General features: G+C 72.6%; 23 protein-coding genes. 11 read left to right on the top strand and 12 right to left on the bottom strand.

Annotated features, from left to right (window positions below):
* Nucleotides 1-11: 11 nt before the first annotated feature.
* Entirely contained in the window at nt 12-1,067 is a 1,056-nt protein-coding gene (locus ACWENR_RS04350) for an ABC transporter ATP-binding protein (protein WP_452275632.1), read from the bottom strand.
* 275 nt (nt 1,068-1,342) lie between these two features.
* On the opposite strand from ACWENR_RS04350, the gene ACWENR_RS04345 reads away from it, so the two are divergent.
* From ACWENR_RS04345 to ACWENR_RS04330, 4 genes are all read left to right on the top strand, one after another.
* Nucleotides 1,343-1,891, top strand: a complete 549-nt coding sequence (locus tag ACWENR_RS04345) for a Uma2 family endonuclease (RefSeq protein WP_452275631.1) — start codon at nt 1,343-1,345, stop codon at nt 1,889-1,891.
* A gap of 430 nt (nt 1,892-2,321) precedes the next feature.
* Entirely contained in the window at nt 2,322-3,128 is an 807-nt protein-coding gene (locus ACWENR_RS04340; RefSeq protein ID WP_452275630.1) for a hypothetical protein, read from the top strand.
* Between the two features lie 13 nt (nt 3,129-3,141).
* On the top strand, nt 3,142-5,070 hold the full coding sequence (locus tag ACWENR_RS04335; protein ID WP_452275629.1) for a fumarate reductase/succinate dehydrogenase flavoprotein subunit: 1,929 nt from the start codon (nt 3,142-3,144) through the stop codon (nt 5,068-5,070).
* Nucleotides 5,071-5,074: 4 nt separating this feature from the next.
* Nucleotides 5,075-6,172 carry a succinate dehydrogenase/fumarate reductase iron-sulfur subunit gene (locus ACWENR_RS04330; protein WP_452275628.1) on the top strand — a complete coding sequence of 366 codons (1,098 nt, stop codon included), beginning with the start codon at nt 5,075-5,077 and terminating at the stop codon, nt 6,170-6,172.
* A gap of 76 nt (nt 6,173-6,248) precedes the next feature.
* Here ACWENR_RS04330 and ACWENR_RS04325 read toward each other — a convergent pair whose 3' ends face one another.
* Nucleotides 6,249-6,689, bottom strand: a complete 441-nt coding sequence (locus ACWENR_RS04325; protein WP_452275627.1) for a (deoxy)nucleoside triphosphate pyrophosphohydrolase — start codon at nt 6,687-6,689, stop codon at nt 6,249-6,251.
* A gap of 183 nt (nt 6,690-6,872) precedes the next feature.
* Here ACWENR_RS04325 and ACWENR_RS04320 point away from each other — a divergent pair, with 183 nt between their 5' ends.
* Nucleotides 6,873-7,178 carry a 4a-hydroxytetrahydrobiopterin dehydratase gene (locus ACWENR_RS04320; protein WP_452275626.1) on the top strand — a complete coding sequence of 102 codons (306 nt, stop codon included), beginning with the start codon at nt 6,873-6,875 and terminating at the stop codon, nt 7,176-7,178.
* 180 nt (nt 7,179-7,358) lie between these two features.
* Nucleotides 7,359-7,691 (top strand): hypothetical protein, encoded by a 333-nt coding sequence (locus ACWENR_RS04315; protein WP_452275625.1) that lies wholly within the window; start codon nt 7,359-7,361, stop codon nt 7,689-7,691.
* Between the two features lie 70 nt (nt 7,692-7,761).
* On the opposite strand, the gene ACWENR_RS04310 is transcribed toward ACWENR_RS04315, so the two are convergent.
* Nucleotides 7,762-8,244 carry a VOC family protein gene (locus tag ACWENR_RS04310; protein WP_452275624.1) on the bottom strand — a complete coding sequence of 161 codons (483 nt, stop codon included), beginning with the start codon at nt 8,242-8,244 and terminating at the stop codon, nt 7,762-7,764.
* 86 nt (nt 8,245-8,330) lie between these two features.
* Here ACWENR_RS04310 and ACWENR_RS04305 point away from each other — a divergent pair, with 86 nt between their 5' ends.
* Entirely contained in the window at nt 8,331-9,215 is an 885-nt protein-coding gene (locus ACWENR_RS04305) for a LysR family transcriptional regulator (protein WP_452275623.1), read from the top strand.
* Between the two features lie 67 nt (nt 9,216-9,282).
* Complete coding sequence (locus ACWENR_RS04300; protein ID WP_091103067.1) at nt 9,283-9,645, top strand: PH domain-containing protein; 363 nt, start codon at nt 9,283-9,285, stop codon at nt 9,643-9,645.
* Here the strand turns inward: ACWENR_RS04300 and ACWENR_RS04295 are convergent.
* The 5 genes from ACWENR_RS04295 to ACWENR_RS04275 all read right to left on the bottom strand — a co-directional run bounded on the left by ACWENR_RS04295 (nt 9,638) and on the right by ACWENR_RS04275 (nt 13,881).
* Complete coding sequence (locus tag ACWENR_RS04295) at nt 9,638-11,020, bottom strand: RNA polymerase sigma factor (RefSeq protein WP_452275622.1); 1,383 nt, start codon at nt 11,018-11,020, stop codon at nt 9,638-9,640. The two genes, ACWENR_RS04300 and ACWENR_RS04295, sit on opposite strands and share 8 nt — an antisense overlap.
* Nucleotides 11,013-11,348 (bottom strand): YciI family protein, encoded by a 336-nt coding sequence (locus tag ACWENR_RS04290; RefSeq protein ID WP_452275621.1) that lies wholly within the window; start codon nt 11,346-11,348, stop codon nt 11,013-11,015. The genes ACWENR_RS04295 and ACWENR_RS04290 overlap by 8 nt, the downstream gene beginning before the upstream one ends.
* Before the next feature lie 464 nt (nt 11,349-11,812).
* On the bottom strand, nt 11,813-12,328 hold the full coding sequence (locus tag ACWENR_RS04285; RefSeq protein WP_452275620.1) for a pyridoxamine 5'-phosphate oxidase family protein: 516 nt from the start codon (nt 12,326-12,328) through the stop codon (nt 11,813-11,815).
* Between the two features lie 9 nt (nt 12,329-12,337).
* Entirely contained in the window at nt 12,338-13,339 is a 1,002-nt protein-coding gene (locus tag ACWENR_RS04280) for a hypothetical protein (protein WP_452275619.1), read from the bottom strand.
* A 32-nt stretch (nt 13,340-13,371) separates the two neighbouring features.
* Complete coding sequence (locus ACWENR_RS04275) at nt 13,372-13,881, bottom strand: suppressor of fused domain protein (protein WP_452275653.1); 510 nt, start codon at nt 13,879-13,881, stop codon at nt 13,372-13,374.
* A gap of 81 nt (nt 13,882-13,962) precedes the next feature.
* Between ACWENR_RS04275 and ACWENR_RS04270 the strand changes: the two genes are divergently transcribed.
* The gene (locus ACWENR_RS04270) at nt 13,963-14,172 is read left to right on the top strand and encodes a hypothetical protein (protein ID WP_452275618.1); all 210 of its coding nucleotides are present in this window, start codon (nt 13,963-13,965) and stop codon (nt 14,170-14,172) included.
* On the opposite strand, the gene ACWENR_RS04265 is transcribed toward ACWENR_RS04270, so the two are convergent.
* The 3 genes from ACWENR_RS04265 to ACWENR_RS04255 form a co-directional block, all read right to left on the bottom strand.
* Entirely contained in the window at nt 14,154-14,636 is a 483-nt protein-coding gene (locus ACWENR_RS04265; RefSeq protein WP_452275617.1) for a DUF3995 domain-containing protein, read from the bottom strand. The genes ACWENR_RS04270 and ACWENR_RS04265 overlap by 19 nt on opposite strands.
* A gap of 55 nt (nt 14,637-14,691) precedes the next feature.
* Nucleotides 14,692-15,153: a hypothetical protein gene (locus ACWENR_RS04260; RefSeq protein ID WP_452275616.1), complete on the bottom strand. Its 462-nt coding sequence runs from the start codon at nt 15,151-15,153 to the stop codon at nt 14,692-14,694.
* 422 nt (nt 15,154-15,575) lie between these two features.
* Entirely contained in the window at nt 15,576-16,196 is a 621-nt protein-coding gene (locus ACWENR_RS04255; protein ID WP_452275615.1) for a TetR/AcrR family transcriptional regulator, read from the bottom strand.
* Nucleotides 16,197-16,311: 115 nt separating this feature from the next.
* Here ACWENR_RS04255 and ACWENR_RS04250 point away from each other — a divergent pair, with 115 nt between their 5' ends.
* Nucleotides 16,312-17,172, top strand: coding sequence for an SDR family oxidoreductase (locus tag ACWENR_RS04250; RefSeq protein ID WP_452275614.1), 861 nt, complete (start codon nt 16,312-16,314; stop codon nt 17,170-17,172).
* A 120-nt stretch (nt 17,173-17,292) separates the two neighbouring features.
* Nucleotides 17,293-17,886 (top strand): hypothetical protein, encoded by a 594-nt coding sequence (locus ACWENR_RS04245; protein WP_452275613.1) that lies wholly within the window; start codon nt 17,293-17,295, stop codon nt 17,884-17,886.
* 178 nt (nt 17,887-18,064) lie between these two features.
* Here ACWENR_RS04245 and ychF read toward each other — a convergent pair whose 3' ends face one another.
* The gene (ychF, locus tag ACWENR_RS04240) at nt 18,065-19,150 is read right to left on the bottom strand and encodes a redox-regulated ATPase YchF (RefSeq protein WP_452275612.1); all 1,086 of its coding nucleotides are present in this window, start codon (nt 19,148-19,150) and stop codon (nt 18,065-18,067) included.
* Between the last annotated feature and the right edge of the window lie 29 nt (nt 19,151-19,179).

Genomic DNA, 19,179 nt, shown 5'->3' with positions numbered 1-19,179 from the left:
GTTCCTCGCGCTCACCGGGCCACTCCCACCTGGGCGATGTCCTCGGCGTACAGCCGGGTCCGGTCGTCGGCGGAGAGGTGGCAGGCCACCAGGTGACCGGGCGCGCCCGCCGGGCGCAGCTCCGGGACCTCCGTGCGCGAGCGGTCGCCGTTGCGGTCGGCGTACCGGCAGCGCGGATGGAAGGCGCAGCCGGACGGCAGGTTGATCAGGCTGGGCGGGTTGCCCCTGATCGGCACCAGGTCCGCGTCCGCGTCGCCGTGCAGGGAGGGCACGCTGGAGAGCAGACCCCAGGTGTACGGGTGCTGCGGCCGGCGGAGCACCTGCTCGACGCTGCCGTGCTCGACGGCCCGGCCGCCGTACATGACCAGCACCTCGTCGGCGACCTGGCTGACCACGCCCAGGTCGTGGGTGATCATAATAATCGCGGAGTGGAACTCGGCCTGGAGGTCGGCCAGCAGGTCGAGGATCTGCGCCTGCACGGTCACGTCCAGGGCGGTGGTCGGCTCGTCGGCGATCACCAGGTCCGGGTCGTTGACCAGCGCCATGGCGATCATCGCCCGCTGCCGCATGCCGCCGGAGAACTCGTGCGGGTACTGGTCGAAGCGGCGGGCGGGCTGCGGGATGCCGACCCGGCCCAGCATGTCCACCGCGCGCTGGCGGGCCTCGCGCTTGCCGGCCTTCGGGTGGTGCACCCGGTACGCCTCGGCGATCTGCCGGCCCACGGTGAAGTACGGGTGCAGCGCGGACAGCGGATCCTGGAAGATCATCGCCATGTCCCGGCCGCGCAGCCGGCGTACCTCCTCCTCCGGCAGGCCGACCAGTTGGCGCCCGCCGACGGAGATCTCCCCGGTGATGGTGGTCCGCTTGGCGTCGTGCAGGCCGAGGACGGCCAGCGAGGTGACGCTCTTGCCCGAGCCGGACTCGCCGACGATGCCGAGCGTGCGCCCGCGCTCCACCGTGAACGACACCCCGTCGACGGCGCGCACCACGCCGTCCTCGGTGTCGAAGCGGACCCGCAGGTCGCTCACCCGCAGGTACGGATCCGCGCCGGCACGCTGTTCCGGCACCCTGGGGCGGCCCGGTCTCCCGGACGACGCCGACTCCGGACTGCCCACGACCGCCTCCCTCAGTGACGAAGAGAACCTACAGGAAATCACTGAGGGTGAAAATAAGCTACAAGGCCGGGACTGTCAGCGGGCCACAGCGTAACGACTCTGCAACGGGCCCGCACCCCCTCACCTCGGCATTCATCGGCGTTGACGTCCCCGCGCCCGCACAACAGGTGCGACGATGGGCGGGGCAGTCCGGGGAGGATTCCCGCCGGCACGAGGTGGAGGTGACCATGACCGCGGCGGTGTTCGGCCACGACGGCCCGTGGAGCGAAGAGGAGTACCTCGCCCTCGGCGAGACGCAGCAGCGCGTCGAACTCTTCGACGGGAGCCTCCACGTGACCCCAGCCCCCACTCCCCGCCACCAGCGCATCTCACGCAGGCTGGGCAACCTCCTCGAACCCGGCGCCGAAGCCCTCGGGCTGGAGCTGCTCGAGGCGGTGAACGTCCGGCTCCGGCCGGGCCGCATCCCGATTCCCGACCTCGTGATCACGGGTCCGATCGACCTCGACGACCCCTGGATCGACGCGGCCGACGTGAAGCTGGTCTGCGAGATCATCTCGCCGGGCAACGCGGCCACCGACAAGGTGCTCAAGATGCACTACTACGCGGCGGCGGGCATCGAGTGGTATCTCCTGGTGGAGCAGGAGACGCTGACCGTGCACCTCTACCAGCGGCAGGGCGCCCACTACGTCGAGCGGTCGGTGACCAAGGCCGGGGAGGCGCTGGAGCTGGCCGAGCCCGTCCGGGCCACCGTCCGGCCGGAGGAGCTGCTCTCCTGACGGATGCCGGTGCGCTGTCCTACCGGACCGGACGGACGGCGTCTGGCGGGACGCGCCCCCCGCTGCGGCTCGCGTCCTGGAACTTCACGGGCGCCTCCGGCCCCACGACGCCCGGCATCGCAGGCGCCGGCGCCGGCGACGCTTCCGGGTGAGTGGCTCCGGTACGCCGGACAGGCGTCCGGTGAAGTTCTTAACATCCAGACATCGATCATCGTTCAGGGGCTTTCCACCGGCCTGGACACACGGGACACTGCCTTGCGCGGACGGCAAGCGAAGATCGGCGTAACGTGTGTCACTTAGCTGCGCCGTATCGCCGGCGCGGTCGTTGGTGTGCGCATGACGTGGCAAGCGGGTGCGGGTTCGCCGGTCCGCGTGCCGACCGGAAACTGATCCGCCCGCGCCAGCGGGCCCCGTCAGGGAGACGACTCGAATGACATCAACGGCAACGAGGCCGCGGGGAGCGCGGGCGCGCGCCGCCATCGCGGCGAAGACGTTGCGTACGGACCGCTGGTGGCTCGCCCCGCTGATCACCGTGATCGGGCTCAGCGCGTGGGTGGCGTACGCGACGGTCCGGGTCTTCCAGCACGACAACTACTGGGTCGAGGACTACCACTACCTGACCCCGTTCTACTCCCCCTGCGTGACCGACCGGTGCGTGCCGGACGCCGCGCACTTCGGACGCTTCCTGCCCGACTGGTGGATCATCCCGGACGCCGCGCTGACGCTGCCGTTCCTGCTGCTGTTCCGGCTCACCTGCTACTACTACCGCAAGGCCTACTACCGCTCGTTCTGGCTGTCGCCGCCCGCCTGCGCGGTGCCGGACGGGCACAAGTCCTACGGCGGCGAGACCCGGTTCCCGCTGCTCGGGCAGAACCTGCACCGCTACTTCTTCTACGCCGCCGCGATCATCTCGCTGATCAACACGTGGGACGCGATCCTGGCCTTCCACTCCCCCAAGGGCTTCGGGTTCGGGCTGGGCAACATCATCCTGCTCGGCAACGTGGTCATGCTGTGGGCGTACACGATCTCCTGCCACTCCTGCCGGCACATCATCGGCGGGCGGCTCAAGCACTTCTCCAAGCACCCGGTGCGCTACCGGGCCTGGACCTTCGTCTCCGCCCTGAACGTCCGGCACATGCAGCTCGCCTGGATCACCCTCGGCACCCTGGCCCTGACGGACTTCTACGTCATGGCGGTCGCGGCCGGCTGGTTCAACGACCTGCGGTTCATCAACTAGAGGGCCCCCTGACATGACGAACACAACGCGAATCGAACGGCACCACTACGACGTCGTCGTGATCGGGGCCGGCGGCGCCGGCCTGCGCGCGGCGATCGAGGCCCGCCTCGCCGGCAAGAAGACCGCGATCATCTCGAAGTCGCTCTTCGGCAAGGCGCACACGGTGATGGCCGAGGGCGGCGCCGCCGCGGCGATGGGCAACGTGAACAGCCGCGACAACTGGCAGGTGCACTTCCGCGACACGATGCGCGGCGGCAAGTTCCTCAACAACTTCCGGATGGCGGAGCTGCACGCGAAGGAGTCGCCGCAGCGGATCTGGGAGCTGGAGACGTACGGCGCGCTCTTCGACCGCACCAAGGACGGGAAGATCTCGCAGCGCAACTTCGGCGGCCACGAGTACCCGCGCCTGGCGCACGTCGGCGACCGGACCGGGCTGGAGCTGATCCGCACCCTCCAGCAGAAGATCGTGTCGCTCCAGCAGGAGGACAAGCGGGACCACGGCTCGTACGACGCCCGGATCAAGGTCTTCGCCGAGACCACGATCACCGAGCTGCTGCTCGACGGCGACCGGGTCGCGGGCGCGTTCGGCTACTACCGGGAGTCCGGCGAGTTCGTCCTCTTCGAGGCGCCGGCCGTGGTGCTGGCGACCGGCGGCGTCGGCCGCTCCTACAAGGTCACCTCCAACTCCTGGGAGTACACGGGGGACGGGCACGCGCTGGCCCTGCGCGCCGGGGCGACGCTGATCAACATGGAGTTCCTCCAGTTCCACCCGACCGGCATGGTCTGGCCGCCCTCGGTGAAGGGCATCCTGGTCACCGAGTCGGTGCGCGGCGACGGCGGCGTGCTGAAGAACTCCGACGGCAAGCGGTTCATGTTCGACTACGTCCCCGACGTCTTCCGCAAGCAGTACGCGGACAACGAGGCGGAGGCGGACCGCTGGTACAAGGACCCGGACAACAACCGGCGCCCGCCGGAGCTGCTGCCCCGCGACGAGGTGGCCCGGGCGATCAACAGCGAGGTCAAGGCCGGCCGGGGTACGCCCGCCGGCGGCGTCTACCTCGACATCGCCTCCCGGCTGCCGGCCGAGGAGATCCGTCGCCGGCTGCCGTCGATGTACCACCAGTTCAAGGAGCTGGCCGACGTCGACATCACGAAGGAGCCGATGGAGGTCGGGCCGACCTGCCACTACGTGATGGGCGGCGTCGAGGTCGACCCCGACAGCGGGGCGGCGTTCGGCCACGTGCGAGGGCTCTTCGCCGCCGGTGAGGTCTCCGGCGGGATGCACGGCTCCAACCGGCTCGGCGGCAACTCGCTGTCCGACCTGCTGGTCTTCGGCAAGCGCGCGGGCGGCCACGCCGCCACGTACGCCGACAGCCTGCCGGCGCGGCCGAAGGTGCACGTCGCCGCGGTCGAGGCGGCGGTGGAGACGGCGCTGGCGCCGTTGCAGCGCGACACCGGCGAGAGCCCGTACACCCTCCAGCAGGACCTCCAGGCGGTCATGGGCGACCTGGTGGGCATCATCCGGCGCGAGGGCGAGCTGGTCGACGCGCTGAGCCGGCTGGCGGAGCTGCGCGAGCGGGTGGCCAAGGTCAGCGCGGCCGGCGGTCGCCGCTACAACCCGGGCTGGCACCTGGCGCTGGACCTGCGCAACATGCTGGTGGTCTCGGAGTGCACGGCGAAGGCGGCGCTGGAGCGGCGGGAGTCGCGTGGCGGCCACACCCGGGAGGACCATCCGGCGATGGACCCGACGTGGCGCCGGGTCAACCTCGTCTGCTCGCTCGAGGGCGACACCGTCCGTCTGGATCGCAAGCCGCTGCCGAAGATGCGCGCGGAGCTGATCGGCCTCTTCGACCGCGCGGAGCTGGCCAAGTACCTCACGGACGAGGAGCTCGCCGAGTTCGACGCCCTCGCCGCGGACGCCGAGACCGAGAAGGAGCGCTGACGCAATGGGAAACCAGGACTCCGCGGCGCCCGGCAAGCCGGGCGCGAAGCGCCAGTTCCGCATCTGGCGCGGCGACGAGAGCGGCGGCGACCTGCAGGACTACATGGTCGAGGTGAACGAGGGCGAGGTGGTCCTCGACGTCATCCACCGGCTCCAGGCCACCGACGCGCCCGACCTGGCCTGCCGGTGGAACTGCAAGGCCGGCAAGTGCGGCTCCTGCTCGATGGAGATCAACGGCAAGCCGCGGCTGAGCTGCATGACCCGCATGTCCACCTTCGCGGAGGACGAGACGGTCACCGTGACCCCGCTGCGCACGTTCCCGGTCATCCGGGACCTGGTCACCGACGTCTCGTTCAACTACGAGAAGGCCCGGGAGACCCCCGCGTTCGCGCCCCCGGCCGACCTCGCCCCCGGCGACTACCGGATGCAGCAGGTCGACGTGGAGCGCTCGCAGGAGTTCCGCAAGTGCATCGAGTGCTTCCTGTGCCAGAACGTCTGCCACGTGATCCGGGACCACGAGGAGAACAAGCAGGCGTTCTCCGGTCCGCGATACTTCATCCGCGCCGCCGAGCTGGACATGCACCCGCTGGACGCGAAGACGGACCGCAAGGAGTACGCGCAGGCCGAGCAGGGCCTCGGGTTCTGCAACATCACCAAGTGCTGCACCGAGGTCTGCCCGGAGCACATCAAGATCACGGACAACGGGATCATCCCCATGAAGGAGCGGGTCGTCGACCGCAGGTACGATCCCCTCGTGTGGCTTGGTAGCAAGATCTTCCGGAGGGGTCAGGTGCCTCAGACCATCGTGACCAGCGGGCACGCCAGCGGTGCGGTGCACGGCAGCGCGGCCCACGGGGGCGTGCACTCGCACGCGGGCGGTTCGCACGACCCGCAGGCCGAGGTGCAGGCGCAGCGCGGCGTGAACTGGCACCGCGAGGTGCCGAAGCCGACGGCGCCGGCCGTGGACGACCACGGCAAGCTGCCGCTGACGGAGCTCACCTTCGACCGGGCGGCGGCGCCGTCGCCGTTCGGCGAGGACGTGAAGTTCCCGCTGCCTCCGGAACACCTGAACTTCGCCCACCCGGAGCAGGACAAGCACTGAGGGCACGGACGATGACGGGGGCCGCGGCTGATGCCGACGGCCCCCGTCCCGTTTCCGCCCGGTTGTCCGCTTCGGCTCAGCCGGGCGCGAGGATCGGGCGGAGGGCCGCCACGATGGGGGCGTCGGCGGGCAGCCAGGTGACGCTGTCCAGTTCGTCGGCGGAGAGCCAGCGCAGCGCCGAGTGCTCCAGCGCCTGCGGCTGGTCGCCGTGCAGCAGGCGGGCCGCGTACACCTTCAGCACGGAGCGGCCGTGCGCCATCCGGACGTTGCGGCCGACCCGGTCGCCGATCTCGACGCGTACGGCGAGTTCCTCGGCGCATTCGCGGGCGAGCGCGGCCGTCTCGCTCTCGCCCGGCTCCACCTTGCCGCCGGGGAACTCCCACATGCCCGCCACCTCGGGCGGCGCGGCCCGCGCGCAGGCGAGCACCCTGCCGTCGCTGATGATCGCCGCCCCGACGATCACCTTCGGATCCCGTCGTTCGGCCTGCCCGCCACCGTTAGCCCGTTCGGTCCGCACGGGCGTCCAGCGTGCCAGATCAATCGGCGGTTTGGGTAGCGTGGCCGACCGTCAGGGCAGGAGAACCCGGAAGTGTGGGCGTGGACACACCCACCGTGCGACGACAGACTAGAGGGCACCGACAAGACACGGGACGGCGACGATTTGGCCACAAGCCGGCAACGGCGCCTGGGAGGTGCGGTGATGCGCGTGCTGTTCAGCGGCCGGGCGAAGCACGACCAGCTCAGCGACGCCCTCACCCTGCTGACGGGTTGGACCCGGGAGGGTGAGCAGATCCGACGGACCCTGGCGATCGACGACACGCAGCACGCGGCCCTCACCGAACGGGTGAAGGTGGTCGCCGACGCGCTGCACCTGCGCCCCGAGATCAGCCGCCGCGCGGACCACACGCACATCAGGGTCGGCCACGGCAACGTCCCGCTCACCGAGCGCGAGGTCCTGCTCGCGGCGCGGATCGAGGACGCCTACCGCGCGGTCACCCAGCCCTGACGTCCCACCGAGCCCGGCGGCGCCCCTCGGGCGGCGCCCCGACGTGCGCCGGGCATCCTGGGAGAAAGCTGAGACTCCTGATGTTTCCCTGAAAGGTGCGTGGGTATCAATTCGGTGCGGGAGCAGACAACAGGCCCGCTTCGGACTGAACCTCTGATAACGCACTTTTTGGGAGCTGACATGAGCACGCCCACCATCAACCGCGTGAGCGACCACGTGGACCACGCCGGCCATCACGTCGAGCACGACGTCCGGCACCCGCACCGGCACGGCGACGAGACCAAGCCGTCGTGGAAGACCACCGAGCTGGCCGTCTACCTGCTCTCCGTGATCGGCGTGCTGATCGCCTCGAACGCCGTCGGCGACGGCGCCGCCGACAACGGCGGCGACTACTTCGCCGCCGACAAGGCCTGGTGGTACATCACCCTGCTCACCATCGGTTACCTCGTCAGCCGGGGCCTGGCCAAGTCCGGCAGCCGCACCCGCGACAACGACCCGCGCACCAGCCGCTGATTCGTCGCACTCCCCCCGGGGCAAGCCCCGCCGGCCGTCGTGCCGGCGGGGCTTGCCGCACGCCAACCCGTTACGCGGCGTCCTGCGGATACCAGCGCAGCTCGACGGAGTTGCCGTCCGGGTCCCGCACGTAGAGTGAGGTGGCGCTGCCCCGCGCGCCGAACCGCCCCACCGGCCCCTCCAGGACCGTGAACACCCCCGCGTCGACGACCTGCTGCCAGTCCAGCGGCTCCACCACCAGGCAGAAGTGGTCCACGTTGGACTCGCCCCGGTCGCGTCGGACGATGTCGATGATGGTCCCCGGGCTGACCCGTACGGAGGGGAAGGGGACCTTGCCGGCCCGCCACTCGTCGACCCGCACCGGGGCGAGACCCAGCACGTCGCAGTAGAAGCCCAGCGCCCGCTCGACGTCGGAGACGTTGAGCACCAGGTGGTCGAAGCCCGTGACCCGCACCGCCGGCTCGCCGCCGCCGGTTCGTACGCCCGGCGCGGAGACCTCCCCCAGCGGGGCGTCGGAGCCGGCGGGACGGTTGGTGACTGTCGTCGTTTCCATGCCCCTCACGATCCGCCGACCCGGCCCGCCGACCAAGACGCGATCGCACTACGATCGTTGATCCGGATTCAACGACGGGACCCCACGTGCTGGAACGCCACGAGCTGGAGACCTTCCTGACGCTCGCCGAGGAGCTGCACTTCGGCCGGACGGCCGAACGACTGCGGGTGACCACCGGGCGGATCAGCCACGTGGTCAAGAAGCTGGAACGCCGCATCGGCGCCCCGCTCTTCGCCCGCACGAGCCGGGTCGTGCAGCTCACCCCGATCGGCCGGCAACTCGCCGACGACCTGGCGCCGCTGGTCGCCGGCATGGACGACGCCGTACGCCGGGCCGTCGAGGCGGGGCGCGGCGTCACCGGGCTGCTGCGGGTCGCCTTCCTCGGCGAGTGGACCGCGCCGGTGCTGCTCAAGGCCGTCGCCCTGTTCGCGGAACGCCACCCGGACTGCCAGGTCGAGGTGCACGAGGTGCAGCTCTTCAACTCCCGGCCGAGCCTGGTGGACGGCTCGATCGACATCCTGATGGCCGCGTTCCCCTTCGACGGGATGGCCTGCGGGCCGGCGCTGCTGGAGGAGGCGCGGGTGCTGGCGGTGGCCGCGGGGCACCCGTTGGCCCGGCGGGAGTCGGTCTCCCTGGAGGTGCTCGGCGACCACCCGGTCGTGCAGTACCCGGCGGTGACCTCGGCGGAGTTCAAGCGCGACCGTACGCCCGAGCACACCCCGTCCGGGCGGCCGGTGCCGAAGGGGCCGGCGGGCAACACCTTCTCGGAGATGCTGACGCTGGTCGCGATGGGGCGGGGCGTGCTGCCCGTCGGCGAGCACACCCGGCGCTACTACCCGCGCCCCGACGTGGCGTACGTGCCGATCCACGACGCGCCGCCGATCCACCGGGGCCTGGTCTGGCGGGAGAGCAACACCACCGCCCGGGTCCGGGAGTTCGTCCGGGCCGCGACCGACGCGAACGGCCGCTGACCCCGCGCCGAGTTCCACCATCCGCGATTGATCTTGGGGCTGGCGGGCCCGGCCTACCGTGAGGGACATGGCCAACGCGACGTACGACCGCAAGGAGCAGTTCCAGCAGATCCAGAGCGGCCTGCTCCAGGGAGAACAGATCATCGCCGTCTACGACGCCGTCGGCACGGGCACCGGCTTCATCGGCCTGACCGACCGGCGCGTGATCATCCAGGACCGCTCCTTCGTCGGCAAGCGGTACGCCATCACCAGCATCCCGTACTCGAAGATCACGAGCGTCAGCGTGGTCAGCAACAAGTCCTGGGGCGGGTCGTTCTTCTCCACCGGCGCGATCGCGATCCACGTCGGCACCCACACCTACGAGGTGGAGTTCCGTGGCGCCCAGAAGAGCCACCACGTGCACAACGTGATCCTGCACCACATCAGCTGAGCCGGTCGGCGCGCTCCAGCAGGGCCCGGCGCTCCGCCCCGGAGTGCGCGTCGGCCGCCCGCCGGAACAGCGCCGCGGCCCGGGCGCGGTCGCCCTGCCGGGCGGTCAGCTCGGCCTCGGCGGCGACGGCGAGGGGATAGCCGTCCAGCGCCCCGCCGGCCCGGGCGGCGGCGAGCAGCGCCAGCCCCGCCGCCGGCCCGTGCGCGTAGCCGTGGGCGACCGCGCGGTTCAGCTCGATCACCGGGGACGGCCGGCACCGGGCGAGCCGGTCGTACGCCTCGGCGATCGCGCCCCAGTCGGTGGCCTCCACCGACGCCGCCGTGGCGTGGCACGCGGCGATCCGGGCCTGGAGGGCGTACGGGCCGTCCGGCGCGGTCCGGGCGAGCACGGCGAGCCCCTCGGCGATCGCGGCGTCGTCCCAGCGCGACCGGTCCTGCCGGTCGAGCGTGAGCAGGTTGCCGTCGCGGTCGCGGCGGGCCCTCCGGCGGGAGTGCTGGAGCAGGAGCAGGGCCAGCAGGGCGGCCACCTCGGGCTCGGCCGGCATCAGCCGGTCGAGCAGCCGGGCCAGGCGGATCGCCTCGTCGGCGAAGGCCGGCTCGCCGTCGGCGTCGTAGCCCCGCGTGAAGAGCAGGTACAGCACGGCGAGGACGCCGGGGAGCCGCTCGGCGAGCATCGGGCCGGTCGGCACCCGGTAGGGGATGCCGGCGGCGGCGATCTTCGTCTTCGCCCGGGTCAGCCGCCGGGTCATGGTCGACTCGGTGACGAGGAAGGCCCGCGCGATGTCCGCGGTCGGCACCCCGCAGACCGTACGCAGCGTCAGGGCGACCCGCGCCTCCAGCGACAGGGCCGGGTGGCAGCAGGTGAAGACGAGCCGCAGCCGGTCGTCCACGAACTCCTCCTCCCCCACGGGTCCGGGCGCCGGCCCGGCCGGCGTGAGCACGGCCAGCTCACGCAGCTTCCGCCGCTCCACCGAGGCGCGCCGCAGCACGTCGACCGCGCGGTTACGGGCCACCGTCGCCAGCCAGCCGCCCGGGTTGGCGGGCACCCCGTCGGCCGGCCACCGCGTCAGCGCGAGCGCCAGCGCCTCCTGGGCGCAGTCCTCCGCCAGGGCCCAGTCGCCGGTCACCCGGATCAGTGACGCGACGATCCCGGCGTACGACTCCCGGCTCGCGGCGGCGACGGCGTCGGCCACCGCGAGCCGGTCCACGACCGCGTCGGCCGCCACGAGCCGGTCCACGACCGCGTCGACCGCCACCGGCCGGTCCACGACCGCGTCGACCGCCGCGAGCCGGGCGTCGAGGGCGTCGGCCGCCACCGGCCGGTCCACGACCGCGTCGGCCGCCGCGAGCCGGGCGTCGAGGGCGTCGTCAGGCATCCAGGCTGACGACCGGGCGAAGCTCCAGCCGCCCCTGACGGGCCATCGGGTGGGCGCGGGCCACCTCGATCGCCTCGTCGAGATCGGCGCATTCCAGCAGGTCGAAGCCCACGATGACCTCCTTGGTCTCGGCGAACGGACCGTCGGAGACCAGCAGTTCGCCGTTGCGGACGCGGACCGTGGTGGCCGCCGTCGTGTCGGCGAGGGCGTCGCCCGTCAGCCGCCGGCCCCGGGCGTCGTTCTCCGCCACCCACTGTTCGATGTCCGGCCAGTCCGCCCGGTCGGTGTCCGGCTCGCTGTCGCTGCAGACGAACATCAGGTACTTCATCGCGTGCTCCTCGGTGTCGGGTTCTCACCAGGGTGACGAACGGGCGGCCCGGATCCGGACAGTCCCGGCCGGAAATCTTCAGACCTTCCGCCGGCAGGCGGAAGCCGGGACCGTCACGGCCGTCGGTCGCCCGAGCCGCCGACGCACGCCCGCCAGCCACCGAAGCACGCCCCACCACGCCCGCCGACCATCAAGGTACGCCGCACCACGCCCCCGACCACCAAGGCAGGACCCGCCGCGCCCGCCAACCACCCAGGCACGCCACACCACGCCCGCCGACCACCGAGGCAGGACCCGCCGCGCCCCGCGAGTGGAACACCATGGGTGTCACGGGCCGTCTTTGACACCCGTGGTGTTCCACTCGTCAGCGGCGAGGCCGAGCGGGCGACGCCGAGCGGGCGACGGGTGAGCGGGCGGCGGGTGAGGGCGGGGCGGAGAAGCTGCGGCGGGCCGACGGGAAGCCCTCAGCCTTCGCGCCGCCAGAACTGCCGGGGAGCGAAGCCCTCGCGTCGCAGCCAGTGTTCGGTGTAGACGACGCGTTCCGCCTCGACCACCACGAGCGTGTCGCGGGGCGGCTCGGCGAGCGAGCCGCCCCGCTCGACGTGCTCGTTCTCCCAGCGGAACGCCGACCAGTAGTGCGCCCGCTCCGGGTCGTCCGGCCCGAGCACCCGGGCCGTGCCGAAGATCTGCGCGCCACGGCTGCTGGCCAGCCCCACCAGCGGGGCGAAGACGCCGATCGACACCCGCGGGTCGGCGGCGACGTTGCGCATCTTCGGCGACCCCGGCGCGGCGGTGAACAGCACCGCGAAGCCCAGCGGGTGGTACCGCACCGGCGTGGCGAGTGGCCCGTCCGGGCCGGCGGTGGCGAGCACGCACATGTTCTGCGACGACAGCAGGTTGAGGATGCGTTCCTCCAGCCGTTCGCGGGGCAGGCGTCCGGTGGGTCTGGGCGCGGCCAGCCACGGGTTGGTCGACGGCATCGTCACTCCTCACTGCTGGTCGAGCAGGAACGGCGCGCCCGGGCAGCTCGGGCACACGAAGACGCGCAGCGCGCCGTGCCGGCCCACGACCACGCCGGTCGGCTCGTCGGCGTCGGGGTCCGGCGCGCCGTCGGCCCGCGTCGGCCGCCACCGCTCCGCCCCGCGCTCGGACGAGTCGACGACGAGGGCCAGCGTGGTGGGGCCGGCGCAGCGCGGGCACGGCGTCGGGTGCAGGTCCGTGAGGCTCCAGTCGGCGTAGCCGCCGACCTTCCAGCCCGGCGCCAGGAAGGTGGCGACGTAGTCGTCGTCCTCCGCCGCCAGCCTCCGCAGGTCGGCCGGCAGCTCCTCCGGGTACGGGTACTCGACGACCTGTTCCGGGTGCAGCCGGCACGGCCGTGGCACGTACCCGTCGACGCCGACCTCGCCGCGCGGCGGCTCGGCGAGCAGGTCGGTCAGCTCCGCCTCCCGCCGCCAGCGCAGCTGCACAGTCGGCCCCCACGGGCCCTCGGGGTGCTCGAACGGGCACCACAGCACCTGCAACAGGTCCGCCCCGCCGGGGCGGGGCAGGTCGGGGACGTCCGGCGCGCGCAGCTGCGCCAGCGCGACCATCGGATTCGGTACGGGGTGCGGCCGCGGCACGTACCGGTAGCCGACGACCGGGCCGCCGTCGCGCGAGCCCCAGCCGACGAAACCCGGGCCGACCAGGGCGGCGATCTCCTCGTGCAGCTCCATCTCGCCCTCGGCCAGGACGTGCCGCTGCCGGCGCCCGCGTTCCGCCGCCCGCAACCGGGTCGCCAGCTCGACCGGGATCGGCACCTCCTCCCGCACGGTGTGCGGCGTGTCGCAGGTGGGCCAGGGCTCGTCGGCCGGCCAGAGCAGTGGCCCGCCGACGTGGCTGTCGACGGCCGTGACCGCCCCGGGGCGCGGGTGCAGCCGGGTGGCCGTCCGGCCGAGCTGCTCCAGGCCGGGATAGCCGGCGAGCGCGTCCGGCGGAAGAGGCGGGGTGATCATGGCGAGATCGTAGGCGGTCGACGGCTGCCCGGTCAGACGGCGCTCGGGCGGGCCGGGTCGAGGCGCTCGCTGACCCCCGCCCCGTCCAGCGCCTCGATCAGGGCAGCGGTGCCCCGGATCATCTTCAGCTCCACCTCGGCGGGATGCAGGGGCACGAGCGCGAGGAGGGAGATTTCCTTACCACCGTCGGTCGTGACGATGCGGGCCTCCGGTCGGCAGTGGAGCATCGGGGTGACCACCACGCCGGCGGACGGGGTGTCCGACGCGTAGGGCTCGGCCGGGTCGCCGTTGGGCACCGAATGCCACTCGCCGATCCAGGTGTCGTACCGGTGCGGCAGGCGGGCGGTCTCCTTCAGAATCCCCACCCGGCCAGTACGCGGACCCGTCGCCGACCGGCCGGAATCCAGCGGCCAGTGGGCCGGCAACGACATCGTCAGTTCGGCGTACGGGCTCACGCCCGCGCCTGCCGGCACCCTCATCGGCAGGTCGCTAATGCCGGACGTGACGAGGGTGAGCCACGGCCGCTCCTCGGTCGGCCGCACGACGCCGGCCACCACCGGTCGGCACCCCCAGGCCCCGCACGGCCACCGCGTTGGTGGCGCCGAGGCCGTACCCTCTGGCACGTGAAGACCATAATGGTGATCATCGGGATCGTCGTGGTGCTCGCCGCGCTGGCGTTCGCCGTCGTGGGCCGGCGGGACCGACGGCGGCTGTCCTCCCCTGAGGACTCCGCCGCCGCGCGCGACGCGGCCGCCACGCAGGAGCGGTACGCGGCGGAGCGCCACGGCGTCCAGGGGGAGGTGTGGCGGCGCGGTCAGGTGGGCGGTGGCTGAGCCGGTCCGGTTACCCGGGGCTCGGTGGCGGCCCGCCTCCTGCCCAGCCGCCATCCCGCCGCCGTCCACGACGCCCCCCAGAGCAGGAAGAACGGCGACCACAGCAGCAGATCCCAGCGCGCGAGTTCGCGGGCCAGCGCCGCGTGCCCGGCCGGCGGCGGGCGTACCCCGGTCAGCAGCAGCGTGTCGCCGACGAAGCCGAACCCGAGCACCCCGATCGACCGCGCGATCATGAAGGCCCCCAGCGTCCACGCGACCGTGAGCAGCAGGCGGCGCGGCAGGGCGGCCCGCCACGGGCGCAGGGTGGCCAGCGCGACCACGACGCCGACCGCCGCGGCGGCGGCCAGCGCCCAGTGGCTCGCCACGAACATCGGGTCCCGGGCGAGCAGCCGCTCCCGCAGTTCCGGCGGGAGCGGGTCCTTGTCGGCCAGCGCGTTGGCGCCGAGCGCCTGCGCGAGCTTCATCGACCCGTAGGCCGTGGCGCACGCCGCCGCCCCGTACGCGCCCCATCGGGCGCGATCAGGCCGGGACACGTCTGGTCGACTTCGCATAGGACCGGATCGTCTCCAGGAGCAGCCCGATCGCGACGAGCCCGACGAGCCCGTGGTACCACTGCCAGCCCACACCGATGCCGACGAACCCGTCCACCGCCATGATCAACGCGCCGGAGCCGCCGGCCAGCAGCATGCCGGCGAGCACCAGCAGCATCAGGGGGCGCGGCACCCTGCGCCCCGGCGTCGTGACGGTGGCGACGGCGAGGCAGGCGGCCAGCAGCCCGGACGCCGCCGCCGACCACTGCGCGACGGCCACGTCCATCACGTCGCGGGCGTAGCTCTCGTGCTCGGCCGCCGACACGACCGGGCCGCCCGGAAACCCGAGCCGGGCCTCCGCGGCGAAGACGGCCTTTCCCACGGCGTACGCGAGGAACAGCGCCGCCACGGCGTACGCGGGCCATCTCCGGCCGCGAACATGATCGTCCATGCCTGCGACCGTAGCGACGCGGGCCGGTCGCCCCACTCCCGTGGCCGGGGGATCCGTCTCCCCCGTTGAGGGGATCAGCCGAGGGACGCCCCGACGTGCCGTGCGACCGGCATGCCCCGGACCCGGGGGCGTGACAGCGGGAGCACGGGCCGGACCGGCCGCCGCCGGCCGGACGCCTAGGATGCCGCCCGTGGGGTTGCGCCTTCTCGCCATCGGCGGACTGCTCTGCGGCGTTCTCGGTTGCCTGGGCGTCTGCGCCGCCCTGGTGGCGTGGGCGGTGAACTCCTCGAGGCGGAGGTGACGGCCGTCGGCCCGGCCGGGCAGGGGGCGACCCGGCCGTTGCCCGGGCCGGTCCGCGTCCGGCCGAGGCGGCGACGACCACCCGGCGGAAGAGCGGCGGCGGGTGTGGGCGCGCCGGCCCGTCAGCCCTGCCCGTCGCGGGGCCGCAGGCCGCGCAGTGCCGTGTCCACCACCTGGTCGGCGTACTCGGGGGTCAGCGGCCCGGTGCGCTGGAGCCACCGGTTGAGCACCGGCCCGAACAGCAGGTCGACGGCCACGTCGAGGTCGACGTCCTCGGCCAGCTGGCCCGCCCGCTGGGCGGCGCGCAGGCGCGCCTTCTTGATCTCCCGCATGGGCCCGTCCAGCCGCTCCGCGTAGTCGGCGGCCAGCGCGGGGTCGTGGACGACCTCGGTGTGCAGGGCGCGCATGGGCAGGTCGTAGCGCGGCTCGTTCAGCTCGGCGACGGTGGCCCGCAGGACCAGCTTCAGGTCGGCTGCCAGGTCGCCGGTGTCGGGCAGGGCGACGCTCTGCTCGTCCTGCCCGTCCGCGGCGAGGGCGAGGAAGGCGTCGAACAGCAGCGCGCCCTTCGACGGCCACCAGCGGTAGATGGTCTGCTTGCCGACGCCGGCTGCGGCGGCGATCCCCTCGATGCTGAGCTTCGCGTAGCCCAGCTCGCCGACGAGATCGAGGGCGGCGGTGAGGATGGCGCGCCGCGCCGTCTCGCTGCGGCGGCTGGAGTCCGGGGCGACCTTCTGCTTGGGCACGGAGACAACCTAGCAAAGACGAGACGGTCCGTCTTGACAGCCGTGCCAAGCCGAGTAGAGTCACTTCCATCAGCAAGACGAGACGGTCCGTCTCGCTAACGGGGAGGAAACCCTGATGGAAGCCTTAGCCACCACCACGTCCCGGGTCTGGTTCGTCACGGGGGCCAGCCGCGGTCTCGGTCGCGCCTTTACGGAGGCCGCGCTCGCCGCCGGTGACCGCGTGGCCGGCGCGGCCCGCGACGTGACGCCGCTCGACGACCTCGCCGCCCGGCATCCCGGCAGCCTGCTGGCGCTGCCCCTGGACGTCACCGACCGCGCGGCGGTCTTCGACGTCGTCGACCGGGCGGTCCGGCACTTCGGCCGGCTCGACATCGTCGTGAACAACGCCGGGTCGCTCCACTCCGGAATGGTCGAGGAGTTCACCGAGGCCGAGGCCCGCGCCCAACTGGACCTCAACTTCTTCGGCGCGCTCTGGGTCAGCCAGGCCGTCCTGCCGCACCTGCGGGCCCAGGGCAGCGGTCACCTCGTGCAGATCTCCAGCATCGGCGCCCTCGGCGGGTTCCCCAGCACGGGGCTCTACAGCGCGAGCAAGTTCGCCCTGGAGGGCATGAGCGAGGCGCTGGCGGCGGAGGCCGCCGGGTTCGGCGTCAAGGTCACCATCGTCCAGCCGGGCGGCTACTGGACTGACCTCTACACCAGCAGCAGGGCGACCACCCCGAACCCCGTCTACGACTCGCTGCGCGAGGAGCTGGCCAGGCAGTGGGCGGACGGGTCGGTCGACAGCGAGCCGCACCTCGCCGCCGAGGCCGTGATGAAGCTGGTCGCCAGCGACGACCCACCGCTGCGGCTCCTGCTCGGCAGCATGGTCTACGACGTCGCCTTCGACATCTCGAAGCGGCGCATGGAGACCTGGGCGGCCTGGGAAGAGGTGAGCCGCGCCGCCGAGAAGGCGGTGCCGGCGCCCGGGACGAAGTGACGTGAGCGGCAGCCGCTGACCACCGTGCCTCTCCCCTGCTCGTCGGTCGCGGAATGACTTGGGGCATGCTGGCCGCGAACGGCCGGTGCGGCATCGGCCTCGCGAGCTCTGGGGGAAGACATGGCGGTCACCGCCGACGATCTCGACGCGACCTTGTCCAGCCTCGTCGCCTGCCTGCGGCCGGCGACCGGACTGGACTGGTCCGCGCCGGCCGACGGTCTGGAGTGGGACTGCTGGCACACCGCCGAGCACATCGGCGACTGCCTGCTGTCGTTCGCGGGCCAGCTCGTGGCCCGGCCGGAGGGGCGCTTCGTGTGCTTCATGGCCTCCGCCGACAAGGACGCACCCGCCGAGCAGATGCTGGAGTTCGCCGAGGCGGGTGGCCGCATCCTGGCGGCCACCGTCCGCGCGTCCGGGCCGGACGTCCGGGCCTACCACCCCAGCGGTCGGGCCGATCCGGAGGGCTTCGCCGCCATGGGGTGCGCGGAGGCGTTGCTGCACGGTGACGACATCGCCCGGGGCCTGGGCCTCGCCCTCGACCCGCCGCGCGAGGTGTGCGCGCGGGTCCTCGCGCGGCTGTTTCCCGAGGCGGCGCGGGAACTGACCAACGTCGACCCGTGGGCCGCGCTGCGCTGGGCCACCGGCCGGATCGAGCTGCCGGGGCGCCCTCGGCTCGACCAGTGGCACTGGCGCGGCGCCCCGCTGGGCGAGTAGGCCAGCGAGCCGCGCTCCGGATCGGAAGCGTGGAGGAGCCGGCCCCCGCCATGACGGCCACCGACGACCCGGGCCCGATCCGCGCCGGCATCGCAGTAGCCGATCCCGTCACCTCGCGCCCGGGCGGCCGGGCGGCCGGGCGGCCGGCACATCCTGCCGACGCGGAGACGGGCCGGGCTCAGACGTTGAAGCGGAACTCCACCACGTCGCCGTCCTGCATCACGTACTCCTTGCCCTCGATGCGGACCTTGCCCGCCGCCTTGGCCGCCGCCATCGATCCCGCCGCGACCAGGTCGTCGTAGGAGACCACCTCGGCCTTGATGAATCCGCGCTGGAAGTCGGAGTGGATCACCCCGGCGGCCTCCGGCGCGGTCGCGCCGACCGGGATCGTCCAGGCCCGCGCCTCCTTGGGGCCGGCGGTGAGGTACGTCTGGAGCCCGAGCGTGCGGAAGCCGACCCGGACGAGCTGGTCGAGGCCCGGCTCGGGCTGCCCGATCGACTCCAGCAGCTCGCGGGCCTCCTCCTCGGGCAGGTCCACCAGCTCGGACTCGATCTTGGCGTCCATGAAGACGGCCTCGGCGGGGGCGACCAGGGCGCGCAGCTCGTCGAGGAACTCGGCGTTGCCCAGCTCGGCCTCGTCGACGTTGAAGACGTAGAGGAAGGGCTTCGTGGTGAGCAGGTGCAGCTCGCGCAGGTGCTCCAGCTCGATGCCCGCGTCCTTGGCGCCCGCGTAGAGGGTGACGCCGGTGTCGAGCAGCTCGACGGCCTGCTTGGCGGCGGTCACCGCCGCGACCCGGTCCTTGCGGAGCTTCGCCTCCTTCTCCAGCCGCGGCACCGCCTTCTCCAGCGTCTGGAGGTCGGCGAGGATCAGCTCGGTGTTGATCGTCTCGATGTCGTCGGCCGGGGAGACCTTGCCGTCGACGTGCACCACGTTCGGGTCGGAGAAGGCCCGGACGACCTGGCAGATCGCCGAGGCGTCGCGGATGTTGGCCAGGAACGCGTTGCCCCGGCCCTGCCCCTTGGAGGCGCCGCGCACGAGGCCGGCGATGTCGACGAACGACACGGGGGCGGGCAGCACCTTCTGCGAGCCGAAGATCTCGGCGAGCTTGTGCAGCCGCTCGTCGGGCAGCCCGACGACGCCGACGTTGGGCTCGATCGTCGCGAACGGGTAGTTCGCCGCGAGCACGTCGTTCTTGGTCAGCGCGTTGAACAGGGTGCTCTTGCCGACGTTGGGCAGGCCGACGATGCCGATGGTGAGACTCACGACGAGCCAGCTTACGCCGGTGCCGCCCC

The sequence above is a fragment of the Micromonospora sp. NPDC004336 genome, assembly GCF_053602615.1.
This window is presented reverse-complemented; position numbering and strand designations above follow the sequence as displayed.